This window comes from Rhizorhabdus argentea (genome assembly GCF_037861105.1).
Taxonomy (GTDB): domain Bacteria; phylum Pseudomonadota; class Alphaproteobacteria; order Sphingomonadales; family Sphingomonadaceae; genus Rhizorhabdus; species Rhizorhabdus argentea.
On record NZ_JBANFK010000002.1, the window covers coordinates 81,381 to 104,835 of the forward strand.

Consider the following 23,455-nt stretch of genomic DNA (forward strand, 5'->3'; position numbering starts at 1 on the left):
ACCGACCGCCCGGCCTATTCTTCCCGTACTCAGCGCTGCACACGCTCGCCGGGTTCGAAGGTGATGTTCAGGCTGCCAATCGCGTGAAACAGCAGGCTCGGCTGGTACGAAGTGTTGCTTCCCTCCGCGATGCGGATGTCCTGCAAGCGCTGCAGCAATTTACGAAAGCCGATCACCAATTCCTTGCGTGCTAACATCTGCCCCATGCACGTATGCACGCTGGGTGCGCCGAAGGAGATGTGCCTACGCGCGTTCTTACGCTGGATATCGAAGCGATCAGGATCCTCGAAGCGCTTGGGATCGCGGTTGCCGCCGTCATAGCGCAACAACAGGGTTGCACCCGCCGGAATGTCGGTGCCGGCCAGGGTCATGTCTTCCCGGGCAATCCGCCACATCGACGAAGCCGGAGCCTCGTAGCGAAGGATCTCTTCCACGGCATTGACGACGAGAGACGGATCATCGATCAACGCCTGCATCTGATCGGGATGGCGAACCAGCTGAACCAAACCACCCATCAGGGTGTTGCGGGTTGTCTCGTTGCCGGCAACCGCGATTTCGAACGCAAGTGCCGTCGCTTCGATATCATCGAACGGCCGGACCCCGTCCGCGCGAACCGACACAAGGTTGGAGATGAGATCATCGCGCGGCTCGATACGGCGGGCGGCCACCGTCTCGCGCAGATAGCGACGAAAGTCCACGATGTCATGCGCGGCGCGGATCTCGTCTTCCTTGGTCCCGGTGCGTCCGACGACCATGATGACCGCATCCGACCACTTCTTCACGACGTCGTACTTGTCGCGCGGCAGGCCCAGGATGTCGGCGATGATGTAAGTGGGGAGCAGCACGGCAAACTCGTCCACGAAGTTGCACCGGCCCTTCTCTATGAAGTCGTCGATCAGCTCATCGGCCAAAGCTTCGATCAAGGGGGTGAGGTGCGCCACGCGGCCCGTCGCGAAGACCGCATTGACCAGCGCGCGATAGCGCGTGTGATCCGGCGCATCGCTGCCCAATAGCAAGGTTGCGCGCAGCGGTTCCTGCTCCAGGATCGCCGCGACTTCGGGATGTTCGTTGCCTGCCACGAACAGATGGCCGAAATCGTTGGAGAAAGCATCCGTGCGCTTGGCGATTTCCTCGATAACGGCGATGTCCGTCACGACATAGATCGTGCGACCGGCCGGATCGACGGTGCGCATCACCGGCACATGCTCACGGAGCTCCGCCATGAGCGGAAACGGATTTGCGAGCGTCTCATGGTCGTAGAAGTCGACGGTAGTTTGGAGCGTGTTCATGATATCGCCTCGGCCTTGGGATCCCACGCGATGGGCAGAACATCGGGCTGAAGTGTGCTGTGCAACGTCGTTGCGATCGGCACACCTTCGCGCAGATGAAAGCGGGGGATGGTGGATAGGAATTCTTCCAAAGCAATCCTCATCTCGCGGCGCGCGAGGTGGACGCCCAGACACAGATGCGGGCCGAAGCCGAAGGCGACATGGCGCGGGCGCCGGCGGAGCCGGACCTCGTGAGGGTTGTCGAACTCATGATCGTCGCGTCCCGCTATCGTCGTCGACATGGCGACGAACTCGCCCGGCTGGATCGTGGCGCCCGCCACGCTGTAGGGCCGGATGCAGCGTCGGTATGTCGTAACGGCAGCGTAATAGCGCTGCATTTCGTCAATCGCCGCAGGGATCGAAGCCATGTCTCGCCGCAGCGTGTCTTGATCGTCGGCATGGGTGGCAAGATGGAAGATCTGCCAAGCCATGTTGGTCGAAACGGAGTCGAGGCCACCGATGAAGAGGTTGAAGCAAACGCCGAGCAACTCGTCATCGCTCAATGCCCGCTCGTCCGTCGTGCGGGCCGAGATGGCTTGACTGATCAAATGCTCGCCTGGACGGCGCTTGCGCTCATCGATGGTGGCAGTGAGATAATCGACCACGGCCCGGGTCGCGCTGGTCAGCGTGGGCAGGTCCGGCGAATGAACAAGATCATGCTCCCAATCAAGGAATTGCTCTACTAGCTCTTCCGGCATTGCCATCAGGCTCAGGAATACGCGAATGGGGAACTCGAGCGCGAACTCCGCCATGAAGTCGCATTCGCCCGCATCCCTGAACTTGGCGACATGCGCGCGCGCGTCACGCCGCATCCGCTCGTCCAGCCGCGCGACGGCCTTGGGCGTAAAGGCAGGGTTGAGCACTTTGCGGTAAGCGACATGAGCGGCGGCATCGGTTTCTAACGGAAGCACCGCCCACTCAGCATCCACCAGCGCGGAAAATGGAGTCATTCCCATGCTGGAGAAGTGTTGCATATTGGCGTAAATCTCTCTGATGTCCGCCATCCGCCGCGGGACCCAAGCAGGTGTGCCTGCATGAAGGACGCCATCGGCGTAGATGATGTCAGGTCCGCGGCAATAATCCGGCAGGATGGACTCCCACGGATTTTCACGAGTTGTTCGGCCGTAGGCAAACGGCCAGTCGCCCGAGGGCGAATGACTATTCAGGATCAGCTCCTCGGCCTCGATTGAACCTGACATGGCACCTCCCAGCTACACCACCTGCATACATCTGCGGCAGTTCACCGTCTCGTGTTCGCCCATGATGGTAATCCAACTCTCCGCATGCGGCGAGGTCGATAATTGCCCCTTAGGGCAATTAGATGGTTGCTCTACTCTGACGCGGCAGAGTCTCGGCTGGCGTCACCGATAGCTTCGGCCCTGAAGGACTTATCGAGCATCAGCCCGGCGTGCCTGATCCAAGCCTCCTGATCGAACGTCGCGCCGTTCTGACCCGCATCGAGCATCGGGATGCATGCCATGGGCCCGGTTGTCATGCTCATGATGCTCAGCACGGCCGTGCGAACGTCGAGATTCCAACTATAGGTGCCATGGGCGACGCTGCTACGGATCATGCGGATCATGCGCACCACAATCTTTTTTGCCGTACGGCTTCTGAAATTGCCGATCAAACTCGATCCCGGCCTTAGTGCCTCGATGACCATGATGCTGCGGGCAGCGGCGAAGGGCAGGTTGTAGTAGATTCCGACTAGAGCCCTGACAATGGGTTCGGCGGCACCTTTTTCAGGATCAAGCTCCTTTTCGGCCTCCGCGAGCCTCTCCTCTGTATGGCGGGTCAGATGATCGCTCACCGCCGTCAGCAGTCCATCCATGTTACCGAAGTAATAGCGTATCATGCTCGGCTGCGTACCCGCGATCTTTGCGATTTCGCCTAGGGTCATGTCGACGTGACTTTTGCGCGTGAGCGCTGCGAGTGCAGCATCGATCAAGGCGGCATCTATGCTTCTTCGCGCGGACCGAGGCGGTCGGCCGCGCTTTACCGCGACATTGTTCTCCTGACGTCGGGTCATTTCAAGTGACCGCTGTCGCATAGCGTCCGTGAGAGCAGGCCGGCCCCTGCAATGTCAGGGCTTCTGCGGCCGTCGGTCCGTGAATGGCAGCATGCAAGCTCCGGGCATTGCTTAACTAGGTAAGTCATGGAGCATTCGTACTTACTTTCTAGTTCATGAGCCATCGATCAGTTCATATTCCGGGTTGGACCCTCTTCCTCATTACCGTCATGAGCACCAGCACGCCAGCATGGCTCAGGTCTGAGCCCGGAGGCATAGCGCGCGCGGCTGGAGGCTGGAGGTAAGCTGGGTGGTCCGCAGCGCCCAATGCCTAAACGGCGAGAGGTTTGATCCTGGATTAATTTCTTAGCTAGGCTTTGGGCGTCCGTTGAAGGAGGCTGCCAAAAATAAAGCGATGGAGGGGATACCATGAGACTGAGAAAATTCATGCTGATTGGGGCTGGGGCTATTTGCGCCGAGCCCGCGCTGGCTCAAGTCAACTCAACGCCATCGGTGCCAAGTGCTACAGCGCAAGTCGGATTGGGCGACATCATTGTCACGGCGCGACGTCGTGAGGAGAGCCTTCAGCAAACGCCACTTGCCGTGTCCGCGGTCGATGCGACCATGCTTGCCCGCGCGCATGCAACCGATCTCACGAACATCAAGGCGCTCGCGCCGAACCTGCTGCTTGAAAGAAGCGCGGTCAATCCATCGTCGCTGTTCGCCTATCTGCGCGGCTTTGGCACGAAGACGAGCGATCCCGCGGTGGAGCCCGCGCTATCGGTCAACATCGACGGCATCTACCTCGGAAGCAACTTCGCAGGCGTCATCAATCTGTTTGACGTGGAAGCCGTCGAAGTCATGCGCGGGCCACAAGGAACGCTTTTCGGCAAGAACTCTCCCGCAGGCGCCATCAACGTGCGTACGAGACGGCCGAAGAATGAATTCGGAGGGGTCATCGAGGCAAGCTACGGCCGCTTTGACGATTTCCAGATCAGAGGCTACATTGATCTTCCTGTTGTGAACGATAAGCTCGCAGCGACGGTCTCCTACGCGCTTCATCGGTCGGATGGGTATATCCGCAACGTCACACAGGATCGATGGGTCGGCGGCACGGATACGCAGTCGCTGCGCCTCGCGTTCCGCGCCACGCCGTCCGACATGATCGACTGGTATGTCTCGGCGCAATACGATCGCGACCGGTCGGACAGTTCGATCGCGCGTTCCATTACGACGACCGATCCCGAGCAGCTGCGTATTCCCACGGCGATCTACAACACGCCTGGCGGGGTGCCGCGCCTGGGCTCGCTCTGCACTCGTCCGGCCACGGCATCGGCATGCGTGAGTCCGCCCGCGGCACCCTACACCACCAGGAACAACCAGACACCCGTTGAGAATAGCGGTCGTGCCTATTCCATCACGTCGGATCTGAAGGTCGAGGCCCAGGTGGTAGATGTCGCATTCCTGACCGGATATCGGCGAAATAGGCAGTTTACCCCGCTCGATGTCGACGGGACCGGATTCACGCATACCCATGCGCTTACATGGCAGAAGGACAGCCAGTTCTCACAGGAGATTCGGGTCTCCTCGGCCAAGAATGGCGGGTTGGACTTCGACGGCAAGCTCAACTGGCTGCTCGGCGCGTTTTACTATCAGTACGAGTATGACCGGAAGCAGAACTTCAATCTTGCCGCCACTCGCCAGAGCGACGGCCTGACGAAGAGCGGCGCCATCTTCGCTCATGCCGAGTTCTCGCTCACCGACGCCCTGATCCTGTCGGCCGGCGCGCGGCAGACGTGGGACAGCAAGCGGCACAACTTCGTCATCATCGGCACCTTCCCAGGCGGTCCTTCCTATGGAGAGCGCCGGTCGTGGAGCAATCTCTCGGTCGACGCGACGGTGGAGTACCATTTTGCCCGCGATCAGATGATCTATGCTCGGTTCGCTCAGGGCTATCGCGGCGGGGGATTCCTGGGCGATCCCACCAGTCCCCTGCGTCTCAATCCCTACGATCCGGAAACGGTCGACTCCTATGAGATCGGATTGAAGAGCGACTTCTTCGATAACCGCGCGCGCCTCAACCTGACCGGGTTCATCAGCAAGTATGATGGGCTGCAGCGACAGCTGGTCGTGGCCGATCCCGCCAATCCGGCCGTCGGCTTCACGCAGCAGACACGCAACATTGCGAAGGCAACGATCCAGGGCATCGAGTTCGAAGCGCAGGCCCGCCCCATCTCGGCTCTCTCGCTTCGCGCGAGTCTCGGCTATCTGGATGCGAAGTACGACAGTTTCTTCGCCAACGTGACGGGCAGCGGCGCGGACCCCGCCACCGATAACACGGCGCTCCGTTTTCCGTATACCTCGAAGTGGACTGCGACTGTCGGAGCCAATTTCGAGCAGGAACTGGGGGAGGCCGGCACGCTCGAGCTGAGCGCCGACTATACCTGGCGTTCCCGCTACAATCTCAATAATCTCAACGAGCCGTTCGGGGAGCAGAAGGGCTACGGCTTGCTCTCTTCGACGCTGCGGTGGCGCGACGCCCTTCCCGGGCTGTCGATCGCAGTCTACGGGCAGAACCTGACGAACAAGCGTTACCTGGCGTTCGCCGATACGTCGGGGGGCATAGGCGCCATTGTCGCGGAGGCAATGCCGCGGACCTGGGGCATTTCGGCCGGCTACAAGTTCTGAGCGTTGCCGCTAGGCGCTCGGAGGAGCGCCTGGCGGCCCGAAGCGCAAGAGCATCAGTGCCGTGAGATGGTCGATCCATTCAGGCGAGCATAGCTCGTCCATACTGGTCTGGAATTCCTCGATAATCGGGGACAGCGCAATCGGGCCGTGGACGAAGCAAGTCAATGTGATGATCGCGTGCTTGATATTGGCGTCCGGACGCAAAGTACCCAAGGCCTTCATCTTTGAGAGAATGCGCTCTACCTGATTGTACATTTTGCGTCCGCGACCGGCATATCTGCGCCTGATCAAGGAACGATTGTTCGTCAGTTCTGCGGATATGATGCGGTATAGGCTCACTGACTTGAGGTAGTGCTCCATCAGCAAGGCAAGGAAGGCGCGCATGCGGCAGCCCTCAATCTTTGCCAGACCGGCTTCGAATTCATCGAGTTTCTTCCGTTTCGTGCGGAGCGCATCTTCGACGATCGCGGAGAACAACCCGTCCTTGCTGTCATAATAATAGCTTATCATCGCTTGGTTGGTACCAGCCAAGCCTGCGAGCTCCCGCATCGTGATCTCGCTGTGACCCTTCATGTTGAGAGTCTCCTTGGCCGCGGCCAGCAGATCGAGTGCCACGTCTCGCTGGCTCTCGCGCGGCGGACGCCCGCGATCGGTGGCATCGTGCTTCGTGCCCATGGTCATCCTCACCATCCATCTTCTTTCTTGGGCGAAGACTAACACCGCAGCCGCACCGTGGAAATCATTTGTTGACAGCGCATCGGCGAGCCCGATGCGGCGACATCCCGGTCGTCTCCTCATTCCAGCGGCGTTTAATTAAGTCCCTGTCGATCCAGTCAGGTTTCAGCATACGATCCTATCGAACAAAGCCGGATGGTGCATGCACAGTCACGGCACCTGTGGAGAGCGATAATGAATGAGCTTGAGATTCCGCTGATCATTCGGGGTCAAGTGATCCGCGATAACTGGGTTTCGTTTCCCGGCCGCCATGGGTCTGTCACTCTCAAGACCCCGGACGTGAAAGCCTACATCGATCAGATCGTCCTGAAGAATCCCAGCGATCTGAAAGATCTCTATGCCATTACAATGGACGAGATCCTTGATTACCTCGACGAACTCGGCCAGCGACTCGATCCGGCCAAGAACCCCCACATGCGAACGGCGATGGAAGTCGCGGCGTCGACCTCGGGTCACTCCCCGGAAATGCTGAACTACATGTATCGGAACATGACCAACATCCTTCGGCGCGACTTCGTTGCCGAGGCTTTGGAGCAGAACGTCGGGCTCGCGCATCTGGAGGGCTGGGTTCGAACTTCGCTTCACGATCGTGCGACGGCCGTGCGCGCATATGGGGCGCGAGCGGTGCACATCAACGCCGGCAACGGAGCCGTCATCACGCTGCAGGGCGTCATGACGAACGCAGTGCTGCGGTCGGATGCGATCATGAAGAATCCTTCAAACGACCCTTATACCGGCACCGCGATCGCGCTCACCATGATCGAGATGGCGCCCGATCATCCGCTCACGAAGCATCTCACGGTCGCCTACTGGAAAGGCGGGGACGCCGCTTTCGAGAGCAAGCTCTATCGGCCGACCAATGTGGAGAAGATCGTGGCTTGGGGCGGTTTCGCGTCGATGGAACATATCCGCGCATATGTCGGCCCCGGCATGGACCTGATTGCGCTCGACCCGAAGATCAGCGGCTCCATGATCGGACGGGAAGCCTTCGCCGATTCCGAAACCATGAGAAAGGTCGCGGCCAGCCTTGCCAAGGACGTCGGTTACTTCAATCAGGAAGGGTGCATCAGCGCCAGGGTCGTCTATGCGCAATCGGGAACTGACCCCAACGGTCTCGATCGGCTTACCGAATTCGGCAAGCTCGTGAACGAAGAGATCGCCAAGCTGCCGGTTGAACTCAGCAGTCCCCACCCGGCCTTCGATCGCGGACTTCGCGAGGAGATCGACGGCATTCGCTACTCCAACGCTTTTCGTATCATCGGCTGCCAAGGCGACGATGGCGGTGTTATCGTCTCGCTCGATCCCGAGCCTGTCGACTTCTCGGACAATCTCGGCTGCCGTGTGGTGAACCTGGTGCCGGTCGACGAGATCGATGAAGCCCTTGCGCACGTAACTATCCACACGGCCGCGATCGGCATCTACCCTGACGAGTTGAAGGAGGCCGTACGCGAGGAGTGCGCCTTGCGCGGTGCACAGCGGCTGACCTCGCTCGGCTTCGCGACTGCCGAAGGCGCCGCCCAACCGCACGACGCGATGGAGCCGATGCGGCGCATGGCCCGCTGGGTGGTAATGGAAGAATTCCAGGTCGGCCAATCGGAGAACACCGGCTGGGTCCACGGCGGAAGCTGAACACTGCCGTTACGCACGTGATGAATAGCCTTCCTCTTGTTCATGGAGAATCCATGTCGAACGCAAGCAGCAACCGATCCGCAGAGCACCTCGCGGCCATCCGCAACGATCCCAAGGCGATCTATGACATTCCCACCGAAGAGCTTTTCGCGATTGAGTGGGAAGATCTGGAAGCACTGCAGCTCGAGCTTGCCCAGCGCCAGTTCCGCGCGCTGCGGCCCAGGATCGCGGTCCTCGATCGTCTCGCAACCGAAGTGGGAGTGGACCAGATCGCGACCATCGACGACCTCGTGCCCTTGGGGCTACCCCATACCTTCTACAAGTCGTACTCCGCCGGCGACATCAAGAAGAAGCGCTTCGATGGGTTGACCAGCTGGCTTGCCTCGCTCAGCGCCTACGACTTGTCGCAGATCGATGTCGACGGCTGCGCGAACGTCGAAGAGTGGCTGCTGCGCATCGAAGCCGCGACGCCGATGCGTCCGGTCAGTTCGTCGGGGACCAGCGGCAAGATCTCGTTCGTCCCACGCGGCATTCCCGAGGATGTAGCGCAGGTCGCTATGTTCGTGCGCTTCTTCGAACCGTACGGCGACGAGTACGGCATCGACATCCGGAAGGGAGACGTGCCCTTCCTGTGCCCTTGGCCATCGGACTCCGGACGCCAGGCTTTCATCAACACGATCGATAACCTGCGCAAGAGCCACTATGCATCGCACCCCGAACTCATCAAGACCGTGGGGCAAGGCCGGATAACGGCGGACGAGTTGCTACTGGCCAGCAAGGTGAGCCGCGCGGAATCGCTTGGGGAAGAGCTCATCCTAGACGAAGACGAGGCATCGATCGCCGAGAGGGTCGCCGCCCGCAACCGCGCCATGCCCGATCGGGTGGACCGCTACGTGGACGATGTCCTCGCCAAGATGGCGGGGCGCAAGGTCGTGCTGTTTGGTTTCTGGACGCAGCTGTATCAGCTGGCGGTCGCCTGCAAGGCCAAGGGCATCGTTATCGACTGGTCACCGGACAGCTTCGTCGTTAGCGGAGGCGGCACCAAGGGCTTCGTCTTCCCGGACGGCTGGCGGGATGTCATCGCAGAAGTCTTCCCCTATCCACTTCGGGAAGTGTACGGCATGAGCGAGACGACCGCGGGCGGCGTATGCTGTTCGAACGGGCATATCCACACCTTGCAGTGGGGCATCAAGCATGTCGTCGATCCCGAGAGTGGAGTGCCGCTGCCCAGGACAGGCGTGCAGACCGGCCGGTTGCTCGTCCACGATCTGATGGCCGAAAGCATGTGGCCGACAACACTAACCGGTGACCTAGTCACCATCAATTTCGATGGCGGCTGCGGGTGCGGGCGCAAAGGGCCTTATCTGCTCAATAACATCCAGCGTCTCAGCGAGGCGCAGGGCGGTGACGACAAGATTACCTGCGCCAAGACTCCACAGGCTTATGAACGCCTCGAAGCATTCGCATTGGGAGAGTTATCATGACGTCCACTACAGGTGATCCGGCAGCTTACTTTTCGGGTAAAGCAGGGGTGGTGACCGGTGCATCGAGCGGGATCGGACGTGCGATCGCGACCGAACTTGGCCGCGCGGGGATGAAGCTCTGGCTGGCGGGTCGATCGGCGGATGCGCTCGCAGACACCGCCCGCGCGATCGTTGAGGGCGGTGGCCCCCAGCCAACATGCGTGCCCATCGATCTCTCAGCGCAGGGCGAAGCGGCAGCGCTCGTTGCCCGGGTGGGCCGAGAGCACGAGCATCTCTTTGCCGTCATCAACAATGCTGGTATCATGCATCCCGAACCGATCATGAGTGGTCGCCTGCAGAATTGGCGGGCCATGTTCGACGTGAACGTGCTCGCGCCCCTGGAGGCTAGCCATGCTGCGGTGCACGCCATGCGCTCTCATGGCAAGCCTGGGCACATCGTGAACATCAGTTCGCTTTCCGGCCGGTTCGACGCCGGCGGTGTCTATGGCGCCAGCAAGTGCGCGCTGGATATGATCTCGCGTTCGCTGCGGCTGGAACTGGAGCACGATGACATTCGCGTGACCTCCATTGTTCCGGGTGGCTTTGCGACAAACCTCGGCCGAAGCTTGGAGCCTGAAACGCTGCAGGTCCTGGGAGCCGCGGCGGCGAACAAAGGCGTCGACCTGCAAGGACCAAGCAGTGTCAAGGCATTCGGCGATCCTGCGAAGATCGCAGCGACGATCCGCTTCGTGCTTGAGCAGCCTATTGAATTGAACCTGCAGGAGATCGTGATCCGTCCGGCCATCAGCCTGGAGTTGTGACCAGCGCTTTGAGAGGATATTAATTCTCGAGTTGTCCGCGCGTGCGAACGCGCCTCGCTCAAAAGAGGCGGTGCCCCATCAGGGCAACGATGGATTTCTCTACTGAAAGAGGCAGACTTGCATGTGAATCGCAAACGTATCCAGCGCATATGGCAGCCGGAGGGCTCAAGGTGCAGCAAGAGCGACGGACGCGCGGCAGGCCTGGCTAGCCTGGCCGCGCCGCCATTGGGCAGGATCACATTGCGTTGAATGCTGCTGTACTAGGCCGGATCGACATTCAGCGTAACCAGATCATTGCGGCGGCGAGGTGAATGCAGCCTGCGAAGTGGATCACAATGTAGGGCAGTTCGAGAACATCAATCCGGCGATCGCCAGAACCGGCCACGAAGGACTTCAGCCTGCTCCGATGATACTGTCCGTTGCCACCGTTCGAGGAAGTTTGTTCCTGGTTGGCGGTATCGGCTCTCCCGCCGCACATGCGGCGGGAGATAGTGCAGTGCGGGCTGGCGCTGCACTACCGAACCAAAGACATGCTGCGATTCATCAACAAGCGAAGGCTTCGTCTGAGGAATTCGCCTGGGACCAAACCTCTACGCCTTGAGCGGTGGCAGCCCGTATGGGGCATCAGAATCGGATACCGAATTCCAGTTGCCAGCGTCGCGGCGGCAGATAGTTGATCTGCCCAACGTTGCCCGCCCCCGTTACTTCGAAGATATTCACCGGCCCATTCGTTGCATTCAAGTTGATGACTCCTGCACTCACATGCCAGGCTTCGCTCTCGGGTGCGTATGACAGGCTCGCGTTGATCTGCCCGTAAGCTTTCAGAAGTCCCTGGGCATTATTAACGACGTCGACATAGCGTTTGTCGGTCCAGTTAAAATCGACCTGGGGAGCGACGGTGCCTCCCAAGGCGGAGAACTCATATCGCGCAATACCGCTCACCTGAAATTTGGCCGCACGTCCCAGTTTCCGATCCGCGATGACTCCGCGATTGGAGACATCTTTGACCTTGGTATGAAGATAAGATCCGGACATCCGCAAATCCAATCCGGCCAGAGGACTTAAACTTACCTCGACTTCCGAACCATAAACGATGGCGTCGTTGTTCGTGATCAGGGTTGAAAGGCTGGCTCCGGAGCCTACGAAGGCGGTCGCCTGATATCCTTTATAATCATAGTAGAAGAAGGATTGGTTCAAACGACCGAGGCCTCCGCCGAAACGCCATTTATAGCCGCCCTCGAAATCGTTGTTTACTTCCTTCTTGACCGGGATTTCACTCTGATTGGTCGCCGAAATATCGAACAAGCCATTGTTGAAACCGCCGCCCTTCACGCCACGGCGATAGCCTAGATATACGAGAAAGTCTTCGCTGGGTGTGTAGTCCAATTGTAGTTCACCAGAATAATAGGTTTCCTTGTAGACTGCCATATCGCCAACCGTGGCGCGGCTAAATCGCCTGATAGGGTCGAGGGCTCCGATAATATGATTTTGCCGCAAATCGTCCCATTGATCGAAGCCATGCACGCGGAAAACAGGATCGACAAACCCGAATGTCTGACCAATAGCTGTTTTCAGTCCGGTGTCGGCATAATCGTGAATCAGGAGACCTTCGGTCTCATCGATTTCCTTGTCGTCGTGAGTGATGCGAATGCCGGCCGTGAGAGCTAATCGATCGTTGAATTTATACTTTCCATTGACGTACCCGGCCAGTGACTTCAGCGATTGATCAGTATGCGTCGCCTGGATCAGGCCATTTGCAGGCGCGGGCAGCCCAATCGCCGAGGCCACATTCGTGCCCGAAAACAGCAGCACCTCGAACGTGGCATCCAGTTTTTGCTTCAGATAGAAGCCGCCGATGGTCCAATCCAATTTATCGCTTTTCCCAGCGACCTTAAGCTCTTGCGTCAGATAATGCTGACGTGTTGCATCATGAACGTTGCACAACGTTCGCGGACTACCGTCACAATCCTCGGTATTTTCGCGCACCTGCTTGAAATGCCCGGTTAACGAGCTGATCTGGATATTGTCGGTAAGATCGTAGTCCAGCCGGCCGAAATGGATCTGAATCTTGTTGTAGACATGGCCTATCGTATCGGCATCGACTTCATACGGGCCGTTTAGACCATCAAGTGCGCGGCTGTACCCAAAAACGTCGGTGGGCGCGCTGATCACGCCGCCAGCCACGGCTTGGGCCGGATTGGACAGATCGCCCGTGCCGGCGGAGGCGTCGACCTTGCCAAGCTGATACTTATAAAGAATGTGAAGCCGCTCGATCGGCTCGATCAACAGCTGGCCACGATAAGACGAAAAGTCGGTATTGTGGATGCGCGCAGGAGAACTTCCCACGTCAAAGAAATTCCTGGTATATCCGTGATCGCTTTCAACGTTCGCGGAAAAGCGAAGGGCGATCTTATCGCTGACAACGGGTATATTGACATAACCGTCGATCTCGCGCCGCGAGAAGCTCCCAACCGTCCCGGTGACGCGGCCAGAGAGGTCGTATTGGGGTCTGTTATTGGTTACGTTGACGGCGCCAGCCGTTGTGTTTCGGCCGAAAAGCGAGCCTTGTGGCCCCCTGAGAATTTCGACCCGAGCTGCATCGTGCATAAGAAAGTCCGCTGCCCCGGACGACAGGATATAGAACTCATCGACATATAGAGCGGATGGGGACTCTGTTGCTTCGTTGAAATCCGCCTGACCGAGACCACGAATAAAGAAAACGCTGTTAACGCCCTTTCCACTCCAAAATCGGACAAACTCCGTAGCTGGTGTATATTTCGCTATGTCGCCCTGTGATTCGAGCGACAGAGTATTCAACTGTGCTTCATTGAAGGCGGTGACCGAAATACCGACCTTCTGCAGACTGGCCTCCCGGCGGGTAGCCGTGACAACGATATCGCCGCCGAAAACGGACTCCTTGGAATGTGATGCTTCGTCGGCGGCCGACGCTGCTCCTGCTACTCCATCTGGTGAGTTTTTCTGTGCATATGCTGCGGCACCGTTGGCACCTATCGCAATGGCGAGCGCGAGCGCTGCGGTCGAAACGCGTTCCATCAACCCCTCCCTTATATCACTGATTGTATTTCTGAACCGCAGTCGGCGCGCGCGCATGAGGGAAAATACTCACCGCGAACCTATTGTGCGGTAAATCCTCCGTCCACGACCATTTCCGCGCAGGTCATGAATTTGGACTCGTCCGATGCGAGGTACAACACGGCGTAGGCAATGTCGTCGGGTTCACCCAGATGCCCGATCGGGTCGCGTGAATGAATGTCCGCCCATACCGCATGCGGATCGGGCTGAGAATTGAAGTAGTTCACGGCCATCTGGGTCATAATGTGCTCTGGCAAACCGAGTTGACTCGGATGCCATAGCGCCGCGTGGCGCAATGGAGCGCGGCCGATTCCGATCGCTTCCCACTCGGTTCCCTCGGTGACGTCGTGCCCTGCGAACTCGAACTGTCCACCCGCGGCTCGGATGACATCGGAACGGCAACGGCCTCGCCATCGGCTATATCGGTCGGGAACACTTTCGCCCCCTCCGCGGCGAGCAGCACAGCCGATGCAGCGCCCAACCCGGATACGCCGCCCGTGATCAGGGCGACTTTGCCCGGAACCCGTACCATATCGCTTTCCCGCCTTTTCAGTCAGCGTTCGGCAGCCAACGCGGCCGTAACGATATCGCGCAAAGCGAACTTCTTCACTTTCCCGGTCACCGTCATCGGGAAGATGTCCATGAAGCGAACTAGGCCAGGCACTTTGAAATGCGCGATTTTACCCCGGCAGTGATCGAGCACCGCTTTCTCATCCAGGTCTGTGCCGGGAACGGTGATGATACACGCACAGACAATTTCGCCGAAGCGCTCGTCGGGAATGCCGATCACCTGGACGTCATCGACATGTTCGTGCGTCCGCAGATGGGCCTCCACTTCGGCCGGATAGATATTTTCACCGCCCCGGATGATCATGTCCTTCAGCCGACCGGTAATTCGGCAATAGCCCTTATCGTCGAACGTGGCGACGTCGCCGGAATGCATCCAGCCATCCCGGTCAATCGCCATTGCGGTCTGCTCCGCATCTCCCCAATAGCCCAGCATCACGGAATAGCCGCGCGTGCACAGCTCACCGCGCACGCCCATTGGAACCGTGCTTCCCTGATCGTCGACGATTTTCGATTCCAGATGAGGTTGTACCCGGCCGACCGTCGACACCTGTAGATCGGCTGGATCTTCATGGGCAGTCTGGAAGCTGACGGGGCTCGTCTCGGTCATACCGTAGCAGATGATAAAGTCCTCGATGCCCAGCCGCTCTCGCGCCGCGCGCATCAATTCCACAGGGCACAGTGCTCCGGCCATCACCCCAGCACGCAGGACCGAGATATGGGGAAGGGGTCGCCCGAGCTCGGCGAGTTCCGCAAGCTCCGCGATGAACATTGTGGGCACACCGTAAAGGACCGTGCAGCGCGTTGCGGCGAGTACCTGCAGCACGACACGCGGATCGAAACCCTCGCCGGGCAATACGATCGCCGCGCCATGCGTGACACAGGCGAGAACGCCCATGACCATTCCGAAGCAATGATAAAGCGGCACGGGAAGGCAGAGCCGGTCAGTTGGTGACAGGCGCAGCGCACGGCCGAGATTGCGCCCGTTATTGAGAATGTTGCGGTGGCTGAGTATCGCGCCTTTCGGCAGGCCGGTCGTGCCGCTGGTGAACTGGATATTGACCGGGTCGAAGCGACCAAGGCGGCCGGCGATTTGCTCCATCTTCGCGATCGCATCATCCGGCGGTGCAGCGCAAAAATCGTCGAAGCAAGCGAACCGGGGGTCATCAGGATCCCCCAACAGGATCGCCAGACTGAGCGGAGATGCGGGCGATCGCCTCAGCCGGCCGGCGCTGGCGGATGCCAGTTCCGGAGCGGCCTCGATCAGCATCGCCTTGTAGTTGCTCGACTTGAAGCAGGTCGAAGCGACGATCGCACGCATGCCGACCGTGTTGATCGTATGGACTAGTTCGCCGGTTCGGTATGCCGGATTGATGGTCACCAGGATCAAGCCCGCCCTGGCCGCGGCGAACTGCACCAATATCCACTCGGCGCGGTTGGGAGACCAGATGCCGATGCGATCCCCTTGCTCAAGTCCGCTGGCGATCAGATTCGCCGCGACGCGTGTTGCGTGACGATCGAGTTCCGACCAAGTCCAGGTGATGTCCTGATACGGCACAATCACGGCGTCTGCATCGGGCCACCGCTGCGCGGCATCCCGAAGTGCATCGCCGATCGTGATTTCCAGCAGCGGGTCCGCCGTCGATCCGGTCACGTGGCTCAATCCAGGCATGGGAAAGGAGGACATGTATCACACCTGCGGCGGAGGCGCCGGATACCAAAGTTCTGGTTCCGGAAAGCTATATCCCTCGGGGAAAGAGAACAGTTCGATCGCCATGCCTGTCAGCTCCTCGGTGCCGATATAGGCATAACGGACTTCCTCGCGCCAAAATCCGGATTGGACGACCTCCAGCCCGCGTCGGCGAAATTCGGCGATCTGATCGTCGAACGCCAGCGTGCCGCAGGACTGAGCGACATGCTGTATCCCTTCACCATGCTTGCGCAGCCAATCGTGGTAGATGCTGTCACCTTCGAGCGGCTGGATTACTTCCCAGAAGCTGGAGCCGGTCCATGCGACTGCCAGCCGCATCGAATGGGGTTGCGCCTTGCCGCGATAGGTTTGTTCGGTCACGTTGTCCGGGCTAAATGTATAGACCCTCCACGGCCCGACGCCCAGTTTCACGAAGCCCGCCATGGTCCGGAAAATGTCTTCGGTGACCACGCATGTTTGAATGGTGTCCCCCATGAAGCTGTTGGAAAGGCTTTGATCACTGATCGCGGAAATATCATCACTCATATGTCATCCCATCCACCATTGTAACCGATCAGGAGAAGACCATGCCGCCATCCACGACCACTGCTTGACCGGTCATGTAATCGGAGTCCGACGACATCAGGAATCGCGTGACCCCCGTGAGATCTTCGGGCGTGGAAGGGCGGCCCAGCACTATTCCCGCCGAAAAGTCGTTGAAGGCGGTTTCGTCGGTCTCGCCGAATCCCGCTTCCTTATAGCCTTCGCCGATCACGCGCCACATGTCGGTAGCGACGACACCGGGGCAGATTGCGTTGACCGTGATACGGTGCTTGCCCAACGCCTTGGCGGCCGCCTGCGTAAAGGCCACAACGCTGAATTTGCTGGCGCAATAATGGGCTAGCGGTTCGAACCCTTGTTTCGCGCCGACCGACGCCACGTTGAGGATCTTGCCGCCATTGCCTTGGGCGATCATGCGCTTTGCCGCCTCCTGCATACAGATCATCACGCCAAGGCTGTTGACCTCCATGATCATTCGCCAGTCCGCTTCGGTGATGTCGAGGAACGGCCGGGATTGGGCGATGCCGGCGTTGTTGATGATGCCGTGTAGCGGGCCGAACGCGGCTTGCGCGGCGTCAAGCATTCCCTTCACGTCGGCACGATCGACGACGTTTGCCGCGACACCGATGGCCCGGCCGCCCTTGTGGCGAATTCGGTTTGCGGCCTTTTCCGCCGCCTGTTCGTCGATATCGGCAATCGTCACCAGCGCGCCCGAGGCCGCCAGCCCGCAAGCGATCCCCTCACCGATGCCGCGGGCGGCGCCGGTGACGATGATAGACCGCTCCTGCAACTGTTCCGTCATGCTCATGCTCCTTGGCGTGCCATGCTGCTAAAGGGCGGCGTTTATGATCCGGATCTGGGTAAATTCAGTGAGCCCCTCTTCGGCGAACTCGACGCCTAGACCCGATTGTTTCGCGCCAGCGAAGGGGATGTTCGGGCCGAAGTCGAGATGCTTGTTGATCCAGACCGTCCCTGCTTCCATTCGCAATGCAAATGCTTGCGCGCGGGCGGGATCACCCGACCAGACTGAGCCGCCCAGCCCGTAACGCGACGCATTGGCCCGCCGAAGCGCATCATCTGGATCGTAGTAGCGGATAACGGGGAGAATTGGGCCGAACTGCTCCTCGTCCACGATGCGGTCACCGTCGGTGACGTCGCGCACGATCGTGGGACGGACGAAATAGCCGGGCCGATCGATGACATCGCCACCGGCGACGATATTCCCCTTCGCACGCGCCTCGGCCAGAAGGGATTTAACCTTCTCGAACTGCGCGGCGTTTTGAAGCGGTCCTATCTGAGCGCCCTGAGCCAGTCCGTCATCGACGATCGCCGCGTCGGCCAGCGACGCCAGTTCCGCGCATACTTCATCATAGATCGAGTCGTGCACGTAGAGACGCTTGAGCGCGATGCAGACTTGCCCGCAATTCATGAACGCGCCCGCGAAGATTCCTTCGGCTACCTGCGAGGGTACGGCGTCGTCGAGGACGATACCGGCATCGTTCCCGCCCAGTTCCAATGTCAGTCGCTTGATGCTGGCTGCGGCGCTGGACATCACCTTGCGGCCGGTTTCGGTGGATCCTGTAAACGATATCTTGCTCACATCCGGATGACTGGTGAGGTACCCCCCCAGATCGTTCTGGTCGGTGACGATGTTCACGACGCCAGCGGGAAAGATATCGCGACAAAATTCCCCAAGCCGGAGAGTGGCGAGCGGAGTGGTCGGGGCGGGCTTGACGACGATGGTGTTGCCCGCGAGCAGGGCCGGCGGCAGCTTGAACGCCAAGATCAGGATCGGGAAGTTCCAGGGGGTGATTGCCGCCACGACGCCCAACGGCATACGGTGCATTTCAACCCGGCGGTCCGGGCCGTCTTCCAGCACCCGGATGGGAAGATCGAGCGAGGCGAAGTAGCGTATGAAGATTACCGCGAACGCGATCTCTCCGGTCGCTTCCGCCAGCGGTTTGCCTTGCTCCTGAGTCAGCAGCCGGGCTAGTTCGTCGGCATGCGTCTCGACGACGTCCGCAAGCTGGAGCAGCATGGTCGCCCGGTGGGGAACGCCCCGCGCCGCCCAGCCGGGAAAGGCCGCCTTGGCCGCCGCGACGGCAGCGGCCGCCTGATCCTGCGAGGCGCGCGGGCAGGGCGCCAGCGTGTCGCCGGTCGCCGGATTGATGACCTGCATGGTCATGTCGCCATCGACCAAAACCCCATCCAGCAACAACTTGTAGCTTTTCATGGCTTGCCTCCCGCGGCCTGCTTGATGGTGTCCTTGACTGCAGCGATCACCTGATCGCTCGCTTCCACATGAGGCATGTGCCCGGCACCTTGGATACGTAGAATTCTAGCCGGGCCTGCTAAGCCGTCCGTATGTTGCACGGGGATGATGCGATCCTGATCACCCCACAGGATAGTCAGCGGGACCGTGATAGCCGCCAGCTGATCACGCAGGGAGACACGCTGGACTCCGTCCTTAACAAAACCGGCAAATATGGTGCTGAGAGCGTCAGCGACTCCGTCCATGCGCTTGTACTTCAGCACGTCTTCCGCAAGCGATCGATTGACCAAAGTTTCGTCGTGGAAGAGCAACCGCAGCGCTTCCTCTACATCACGGCGCTTCTGCGCAGCGATGAAGGCATTCAAATAGCTCGTGTTGATATCGGGACCCAGCCCGGCCGGCGCTATGAGGGTCAACGACATGATCTGGTCGGGATGTGACAATGCGAGCGCGAGCGCGACGCCGCCTCCCATCGAGTGCGCGACGATATGGACCCGCCCCAGGCCTAGGGCGGCGATGAAGGCCGCCACGACCTCCGCCTGGCCGCAGAACGAGCCATCCCGGATGTCCTTCGACGAGTTGCCATGACCGGGCAGGTCCAGCGCAACCACCTCCTGGCTGACAGCCAATGCCTGCTGCACGAAGCCCCATCCGGAGGCGTCGCCCCCGAAGCCGTGGATCATGACCAGCTTTGACGGCCCTTCGCCCTGACGGCGATAGCTGATCATCGCGCCATCGATGTCGATCCGTTGCGGACCGGCCGCCGCGGCATCATCCTCTTTCTGCTCGATTGGTTCAAAGGATCGCGCAAACGCCTCGATTTCATCCTCCGCCGTGGCCGCATCCGCGATGACGCCGAGCAGGGCCCCTACCGGAACTGTCTGGCCGACGGCAATGATCTGGCGGCGCAATATACCCGACGCGGGTGCCTCCACGGTGCCCGCCAATTTGGTCGACTCGACCTCGACGATGTCCTTGCCCTGTTCGGCAGCGCCGCCTTCCTTAACGAGCCACTCGGTGAGAGTGCCGTCTTCCATCGTCAGGCCCCAGCGCGGCATTGTTAATGCGACAACGGCGGTCATGCGATGGCGCCCCGGTCGTAGGCCATCACCTCATGAACAGCCGCTTCGACGCGTGCCGGGGTCGGTAGGTAGGCGTCCTCCAGATTCGACGCGAAGGGCACCGGCGTATGCGGGGCCGTGACCAGCCGGACCGGCGCTCTAAGCGAGGCAAACCCCTTTTGCGCGATCAGAGCCGCGACGTCGGTTGCGAAGCTGCATCGTGGGTTGGCCTCGTCTACCACCACGAGCCGTCCCGTTTCCTGGACGCTTTCCAGCAAGGTGTCTTCATCTAGAGGCGATGTCGTTCGGGGGTCGATCACCGTCGCCTCGATTCCGGCGGCATGCAGCGCCCGGGCCGCATCCATCGCAACATGAACCATCCGCGACAGCGCTACGATCGTGACATCCGCCCCTTCGCGGAGAATATTGGCTTCGCCGAACGGGATCGCATAGGCGTCGTCCGGCACCTCGCCTTCCATATCGTACATCGCCTTGTGCTCAAGGAAGATCACGGGATCGTCATCACGGATGGCCTGGATCAGCAGACCCTTGGCGTCGTAGGGACTCGACGGCACTACCACCTTCAGTCCCGGAATATGGGTGAAGATCGAATGGAGCGCCTGGGAATGCTGCGCGCCGGCCCGCAGGCCCGCGCCAGTCATGGCCCGGATCACCATTGGCGTTCGAGCCTTGCCGCCGAACATGTAGCGAAATTTTGCCGCTTGGTTGAAAATCTGGTCGAAGCAGACGCCCAGGAAATCTACGAACATCAACTCGGCGACAGGGCGAAGGCCCGTCACCGCAGCTCCGGCCGCCGCGCCAATGATTGCGCTTTCGGTGATCGGCGTATCGATCACGCGATCACCGCCAAATTCCCGGTAAAGGCCCTTGGTGACGCCAAGGACCCCGCCGACACCGTCTTCCTGCGCCGCAGTGCCTCCTTTTCCGCCGGCGACATCCTCGCCAAGGAGAATCACCGTGGGATCTCTGGCCATTTCCTGGCGCATGGCTTCGTTGATCGCCATTCGCATCGACTTTTTCGACATGTATCTGCCCTTAATATGAGACGTAGACGTCGCTGGTGAGCGTCGACAGATCAGGTGGCGAGGCAGCGCGAGCTGTGGCAGCGCTCCGGGCGATAAGCGCCGCAACTTCCGTGTCGATCGCGTTGAGCTGCTCCTCCGGGATGAGGCCGGCTTCGACTACGCGCCCCCGGAAGTTGACGATGGGGTCGTTCAGTCGCGCTGCCCTCAACTCCTCGGCGGAGCGATAGGGCTGAGGATCCCCGGTGAAATGGCCGTGCCAGCGGCTTACGGCAATCTCGAGGACGCTCGGCTGGAAACGGGTCCGCGCCACGTCGATCGCCTCTCTCGCCGCTTCGTGAACTGCGAAGAAGTCGCTTCCGTCGACCTTGGCGGCGGGTAGGCCGAAAGCCGCCGCGCGCGAGGCCAGGTCAACACCGGCACAATGATAGCTGGCCGCCGTAAATTCCGCATAACCATTATTCTCAATGACGAAAACGACGGGTACCCTTAGGACCACCGCCATGTTGAGCGCTTCGGCGGTTGTCCCCTGATTGGAGGCTCCATCGCCCAAAAAAGCGATCGCGACCCCACCGTTGCCCAGGATTTTCGCCGAGAGCGCGGCGCCCACGGCCAGCGGCGGTGTTCCACCGACGATGCCATTTGCACCTAGCATGCCGACATTAAGGTCGGCGATATGCATGGAGCCGCCCTTGCCACCGCAGAGTCCCCCCTGCTTGCCGTGGATCTCGAGCATCATGCCCTCGACATCGCAGCCTTTGGCGATGCAGTGGCCGTGCCCGCGATGAGTCGAACCGATCCAGTCGGTGTCGGCCAGATTCATGCATATGCCAACTGCAGACGCCTCTTCTCCGGCATAGAGATGGACGAAGCCAGGGATGAGCCCTGCCATCGAATCCGCACCAACACACTCCTCGAAGGCTCTGATCGTAGTCATCTGTCGATAGGCTTCGAGCAAGGACGTCCTGTTAAGTTGCATCTACCGCTCCCGATCACGGCCGCAGTTCGGAGTGCGGCCCTCATGCTTGTTCTGATTACGAGCATGGCGTCGGCGCTTGCGGCAGAGATGACGGGAACTACCTAGACGAGCGAGTATATGTGCGCTTGCAGGACGACCGCTCTGACCTTACACTTCGGTCGCGGTGTAACCCGCGCGCTAAAGATGGCGGAAGTCGATTTCCTTGCGCAAGACAGGGGCGGGCGATAGCCGGAGGATAGCCGAAGACATGGACAGTGGCCGAAAACGCAGCAGCATGCATGTCTTGAAAACCGTAGTTACGTGTTAGTGGAAGGACGCGGCGCGTGAAAACTGCTGGCACAAACAGGGATGATCGTGAGACTCTGAATTTTCTGGACCGAGTTTGCCAGTGCAATGGCCTCGATCAGCTTCTCGACAGTTTACTCGCTGATTTGCGCCAGTTTCTGGGTGCCGACACTGCATGTGGATTTGAACTGGCCCATGACGGGGACACGCTGTGGGTCGGAAAATCAGCCACGGTTAATATGGATCAACGGGTTATCGCCACTTATAATGACGAGTTCCTCAGAATGGATCCAATATGCAGTACCCTTTATTCACCCAGCGGCGTCTGTCAGCTTGATAGCAACCGGGCACAGATCACGCTGCTTTCGGATCGCGTGGATCTCCAAAAATCCGATCATAGCTATTACTGCAATGAGTTCTTGATGAAGGAGCATCTGGATCATGTCTTGGGCATCTCTTTTCGTCCCACTATAAAGGATCACCCCTTGCTGGTGTTGGGGTTTCAGCGGAACCGCGATCAGAGGGATTTCGACCAAGACGATTTGAGAAAGGCGCGATCGGTCTTGCCAGCGTTGCTCTCCCGATTTGACTATTTCTCGATGGGCTTAGCGTTCAAGAACCTTGAGCTCCAGCTTGCCTCGGCGGACGGGGTGCGCTCCTATGAGATCATTATCTGGAATGAAGATAAAATCTCAATTTATCAGGTCGATCGGGGCAACAAAACCTGTCTCTATGGCCCGAAAAACAGTAAGATTTTCTATCCAGGAATTGGCGCCATACTGAAAAAACTCGCCGGCAAGCCGTTAGAGATCAAGAATATAACACAGGTCTTGTATGGCCTGGGCATCAATGGAATCCCGAGAGAATATTTAGTTCATGTTAGGACGGAACTGGATAGTCCACGATGCCAAGTGTTCAGAATCGATGCGGCACCTCCTCGCCGCCGAGATTTTGTGGAAGCTTGGGCGGAAGTTCATAGCCTTACCGAGCGAGAAGCCGAAATCGTGGAGAAGCTCTTTGACGGACTCAAGAACCAGGAGATAGCGCACTCCCTCGATCTAAGCGTCCGGACTGTCGAAAATCACCTGCGGTCAATTTTTTCCAAAGCAGGCATTACTTCTAGAACACAAGCCTTGAGTAGTCTTTCGAATTTTGCCGTTCGAGGCTTGCGCGCGTTGGTAGCTCCTAGTTGAGCTCGACATGGGCTATCTTTGTAAAGCGTCGGCAACCGG

At 59.4% G+C, this 23,455-nt stretch carries 19 protein-coding genes; 5 read left to right on the forward strand and 14 right to left on the reverse strand.

The window, feature by feature from the left end:
* Positions 1 to 29: 29 nt before the first annotated feature.
* From AAC645_RS01935 to AAC645_RS01945, 3 genes are all read right to left on the reverse strand, one after another.
* Positions 30 to 1,193, reverse strand: coding sequence for a cytochrome P450 (locus AAC645_RS01935; protein WP_340313685.1), 1,164 nt, complete (start codon positions 1,191 to 1,193; stop codon positions 30 to 32).
* A 92-nt stretch (positions 1,194 to 1,285) separates the two neighbouring features.
* Positions 1,286 to 2,527 carry a cytochrome P450 gene (locus AAC645_RS01940; RefSeq protein WP_340313430.1) on the reverse strand — a complete coding sequence of 414 codons (1,242 nt, stop codon included), beginning with the start codon at positions 2,525 to 2,527 and terminating at the stop codon, positions 1,286 to 1,288.
* 131 nt (positions 2,528 to 2,658) lie between these two features.
* Positions 2,659 to 3,276, reverse strand: coding sequence for a TetR/AcrR family transcriptional regulator (locus AAC645_RS01945; protein ID WP_340313431.1), 618 nt, complete (start codon positions 3,274 to 3,276; stop codon positions 2,659 to 2,661).
* A gap of 600 nt (positions 3,277 to 3,876) precedes the next feature.
* Here AAC645_RS01945 and AAC645_RS01950 point away from each other — a divergent pair.
* Complete coding sequence (locus tag AAC645_RS01950) at positions 3,877 to 6,024, forward strand: TonB-dependent receptor (RefSeq protein ID WP_340313432.1); 2,148 nt, start codon at positions 3,877 to 3,879, stop codon at positions 6,022 to 6,024.
* 9 nt (positions 6,025 to 6,033) lie between these two features.
* Here the strand turns inward: AAC645_RS01950 and AAC645_RS01955 are convergent, their stop codons facing one another.
* Entirely contained in the window at positions 6,034 to 6,705 is a 672-nt protein-coding gene (locus AAC645_RS01955; protein WP_340313434.1) for a TetR/AcrR family transcriptional regulator, read from the reverse strand.
* A 228-nt stretch (positions 6,706 to 6,933) separates the two neighbouring features.
* Here AAC645_RS01955 and AAC645_RS01960 point away from each other — a divergent pair, with 228 nt between their 5' ends.
* Genes AAC645_RS01960 through AAC645_RS01970 form a run of 3 tightly spaced genes read left to right on the forward strand, consistent with a single transcriptional unit; the run spans position 6,934 to position 10,672 of the window.
* A complete protein-coding gene (locus tag AAC645_RS01960; protein ID WP_340313436.1) occupies positions 6,934 to 8,388 on the forward strand; it encodes an acyl-CoA reductase in 1,455 nt (484 codons plus the stop codon).
* A 53-nt stretch (positions 8,389 to 8,441) separates the two neighbouring features.
* On the forward strand, positions 8,442 to 9,872 hold the full coding sequence (locus AAC645_RS01965; protein WP_340313438.1) for a phenylacetate--CoA ligase family protein: 1,431 nt from the start codon (positions 8,442 to 8,444) through the stop codon (positions 9,870 to 9,872).
* Positions 9,869 to 10,672 carry an SDR family oxidoreductase gene (locus AAC645_RS01970; protein ID WP_340313440.1) on the forward strand — a complete coding sequence of 268 codons (804 nt, stop codon included), beginning with the start codon at positions 9,869 to 9,871 and terminating at the stop codon, positions 10,670 to 10,672. The genes AAC645_RS01965 and AAC645_RS01970 overlap by 4 nt, the downstream gene beginning before the upstream one ends.
* Positions 10,673 to 11,296: 624 nt before the next feature.
* Here AAC645_RS01970 and AAC645_RS01975 read toward each other — a convergent pair.
* The 10 genes from AAC645_RS01975 to AAC645_RS02020 form a co-directional block, all read right to left on the reverse strand.
* On the reverse strand, positions 11,297 to 13,726 hold the full coding sequence (locus AAC645_RS01975; protein ID WP_340313441.1) for a TonB-dependent receptor: 2,430 nt from the start codon (positions 13,724 to 13,726) through the stop codon (positions 11,297 to 11,299).
* 80 nt (positions 13,727 to 13,806) lie between these two features.
* A complete protein-coding gene (locus tag AAC645_RS01980) occupies positions 13,807 to 14,007 on the reverse strand; it encodes an SDR family oxidoreductase (RefSeq protein WP_340313442.1) in 201 nt (66 codons plus the stop codon).
* A complete protein-coding gene (locus tag AAC645_RS01985; protein ID WP_340313443.1) occupies positions 14,004 to 14,297 on the reverse strand; it encodes an SDR family NAD(P)-dependent oxidoreductase in 294 nt (97 codons plus the stop codon). Before AAC645_RS01985 ends, AAC645_RS01980 begins: the two co-directional genes overlap by 4 nt.
* Before the next feature lie 21 nt (positions 14,298 to 14,318).
* On the reverse strand, positions 14,319 to 15,986 hold the full coding sequence (locus tag AAC645_RS01990) for an AMP-binding protein (RefSeq protein WP_340313444.1): 1,668 nt from the start codon (positions 15,984 to 15,986) through the stop codon (positions 14,319 to 14,321).
* Between the two features lie 36 nt (positions 15,987 to 16,022).
* Complete coding sequence (locus AAC645_RS01995; protein ID WP_340313445.1) at positions 16,023 to 16,568, reverse strand: VOC family protein; 546 nt, start codon at positions 16,566 to 16,568, stop codon at positions 16,023 to 16,025.
* A gap of 28 nt (positions 16,569 to 16,596) precedes the next feature.
* The gene (locus AAC645_RS02000) at positions 16,597 to 17,385 is read right to left on the reverse strand and encodes an SDR family NAD(P)-dependent oxidoreductase (protein WP_340313447.1); all 789 of its coding nucleotides are present in this window, start codon (positions 17,383 to 17,385) and stop codon (positions 16,597 to 16,599) included.
* A gap of 27 nt (positions 17,386 to 17,412) precedes the next feature.
* The gene (locus AAC645_RS02005; RefSeq protein WP_340313448.1) at positions 17,413 to 18,816 is read right to left on the reverse strand and encodes an aldehyde dehydrogenase family protein; all 1,404 of its coding nucleotides are present in this window, start codon (positions 18,814 to 18,816) and stop codon (positions 17,413 to 17,415) included.
* On the reverse strand, positions 18,813 to 19,937 hold the full coding sequence (locus tag AAC645_RS02010) for an acetoin dehydrogenase dihydrolipoyllysine-residue acetyltransferase subunit (protein WP_340313449.1): 1,125 nt from the start codon (positions 19,935 to 19,937) through the stop codon (positions 18,813 to 18,815). Before AAC645_RS02010 ends, AAC645_RS02005 begins: the two co-directional genes overlap by 4 nt.
* The gene (locus tag AAC645_RS02015; RefSeq protein ID WP_340313450.1) at positions 19,934 to 20,962 is read right to left on the reverse strand and encodes an alpha-ketoacid dehydrogenase subunit beta; all 1,029 of its coding nucleotides are present in this window, start codon (positions 20,960 to 20,962) and stop codon (positions 19,934 to 19,936) included. The genes AAC645_RS02010 and AAC645_RS02015 overlap by 4 nt, the downstream gene beginning before the upstream one ends.
* A 10-nt stretch (positions 20,963 to 20,972) precedes the next feature.
* Positions 20,973 to 21,938: a thiamine pyrophosphate-dependent dehydrogenase E1 component subunit alpha gene (locus AAC645_RS02020; RefSeq protein WP_340313451.1), complete on the reverse strand. Its 966-nt coding sequence runs from the start codon at positions 21,936 to 21,938 to the stop codon at positions 20,973 to 20,975.
* Between the two features lie 323 nt (positions 21,939 to 22,261).
* Here AAC645_RS02020 and AAC645_RS02025 point away from each other — a divergent pair, with 323 nt between their 5' ends.
* Positions 22,262 to 23,416: a helix-turn-helix domain-containing protein gene (locus AAC645_RS02025; RefSeq protein ID WP_340313452.1), complete on the forward strand. Its 1,155-nt coding sequence runs from the start codon at positions 22,262 to 22,264 to the stop codon at positions 23,414 to 23,416.
* Positions 23,417 to 23,455 lie beyond the last annotated feature (39 nt).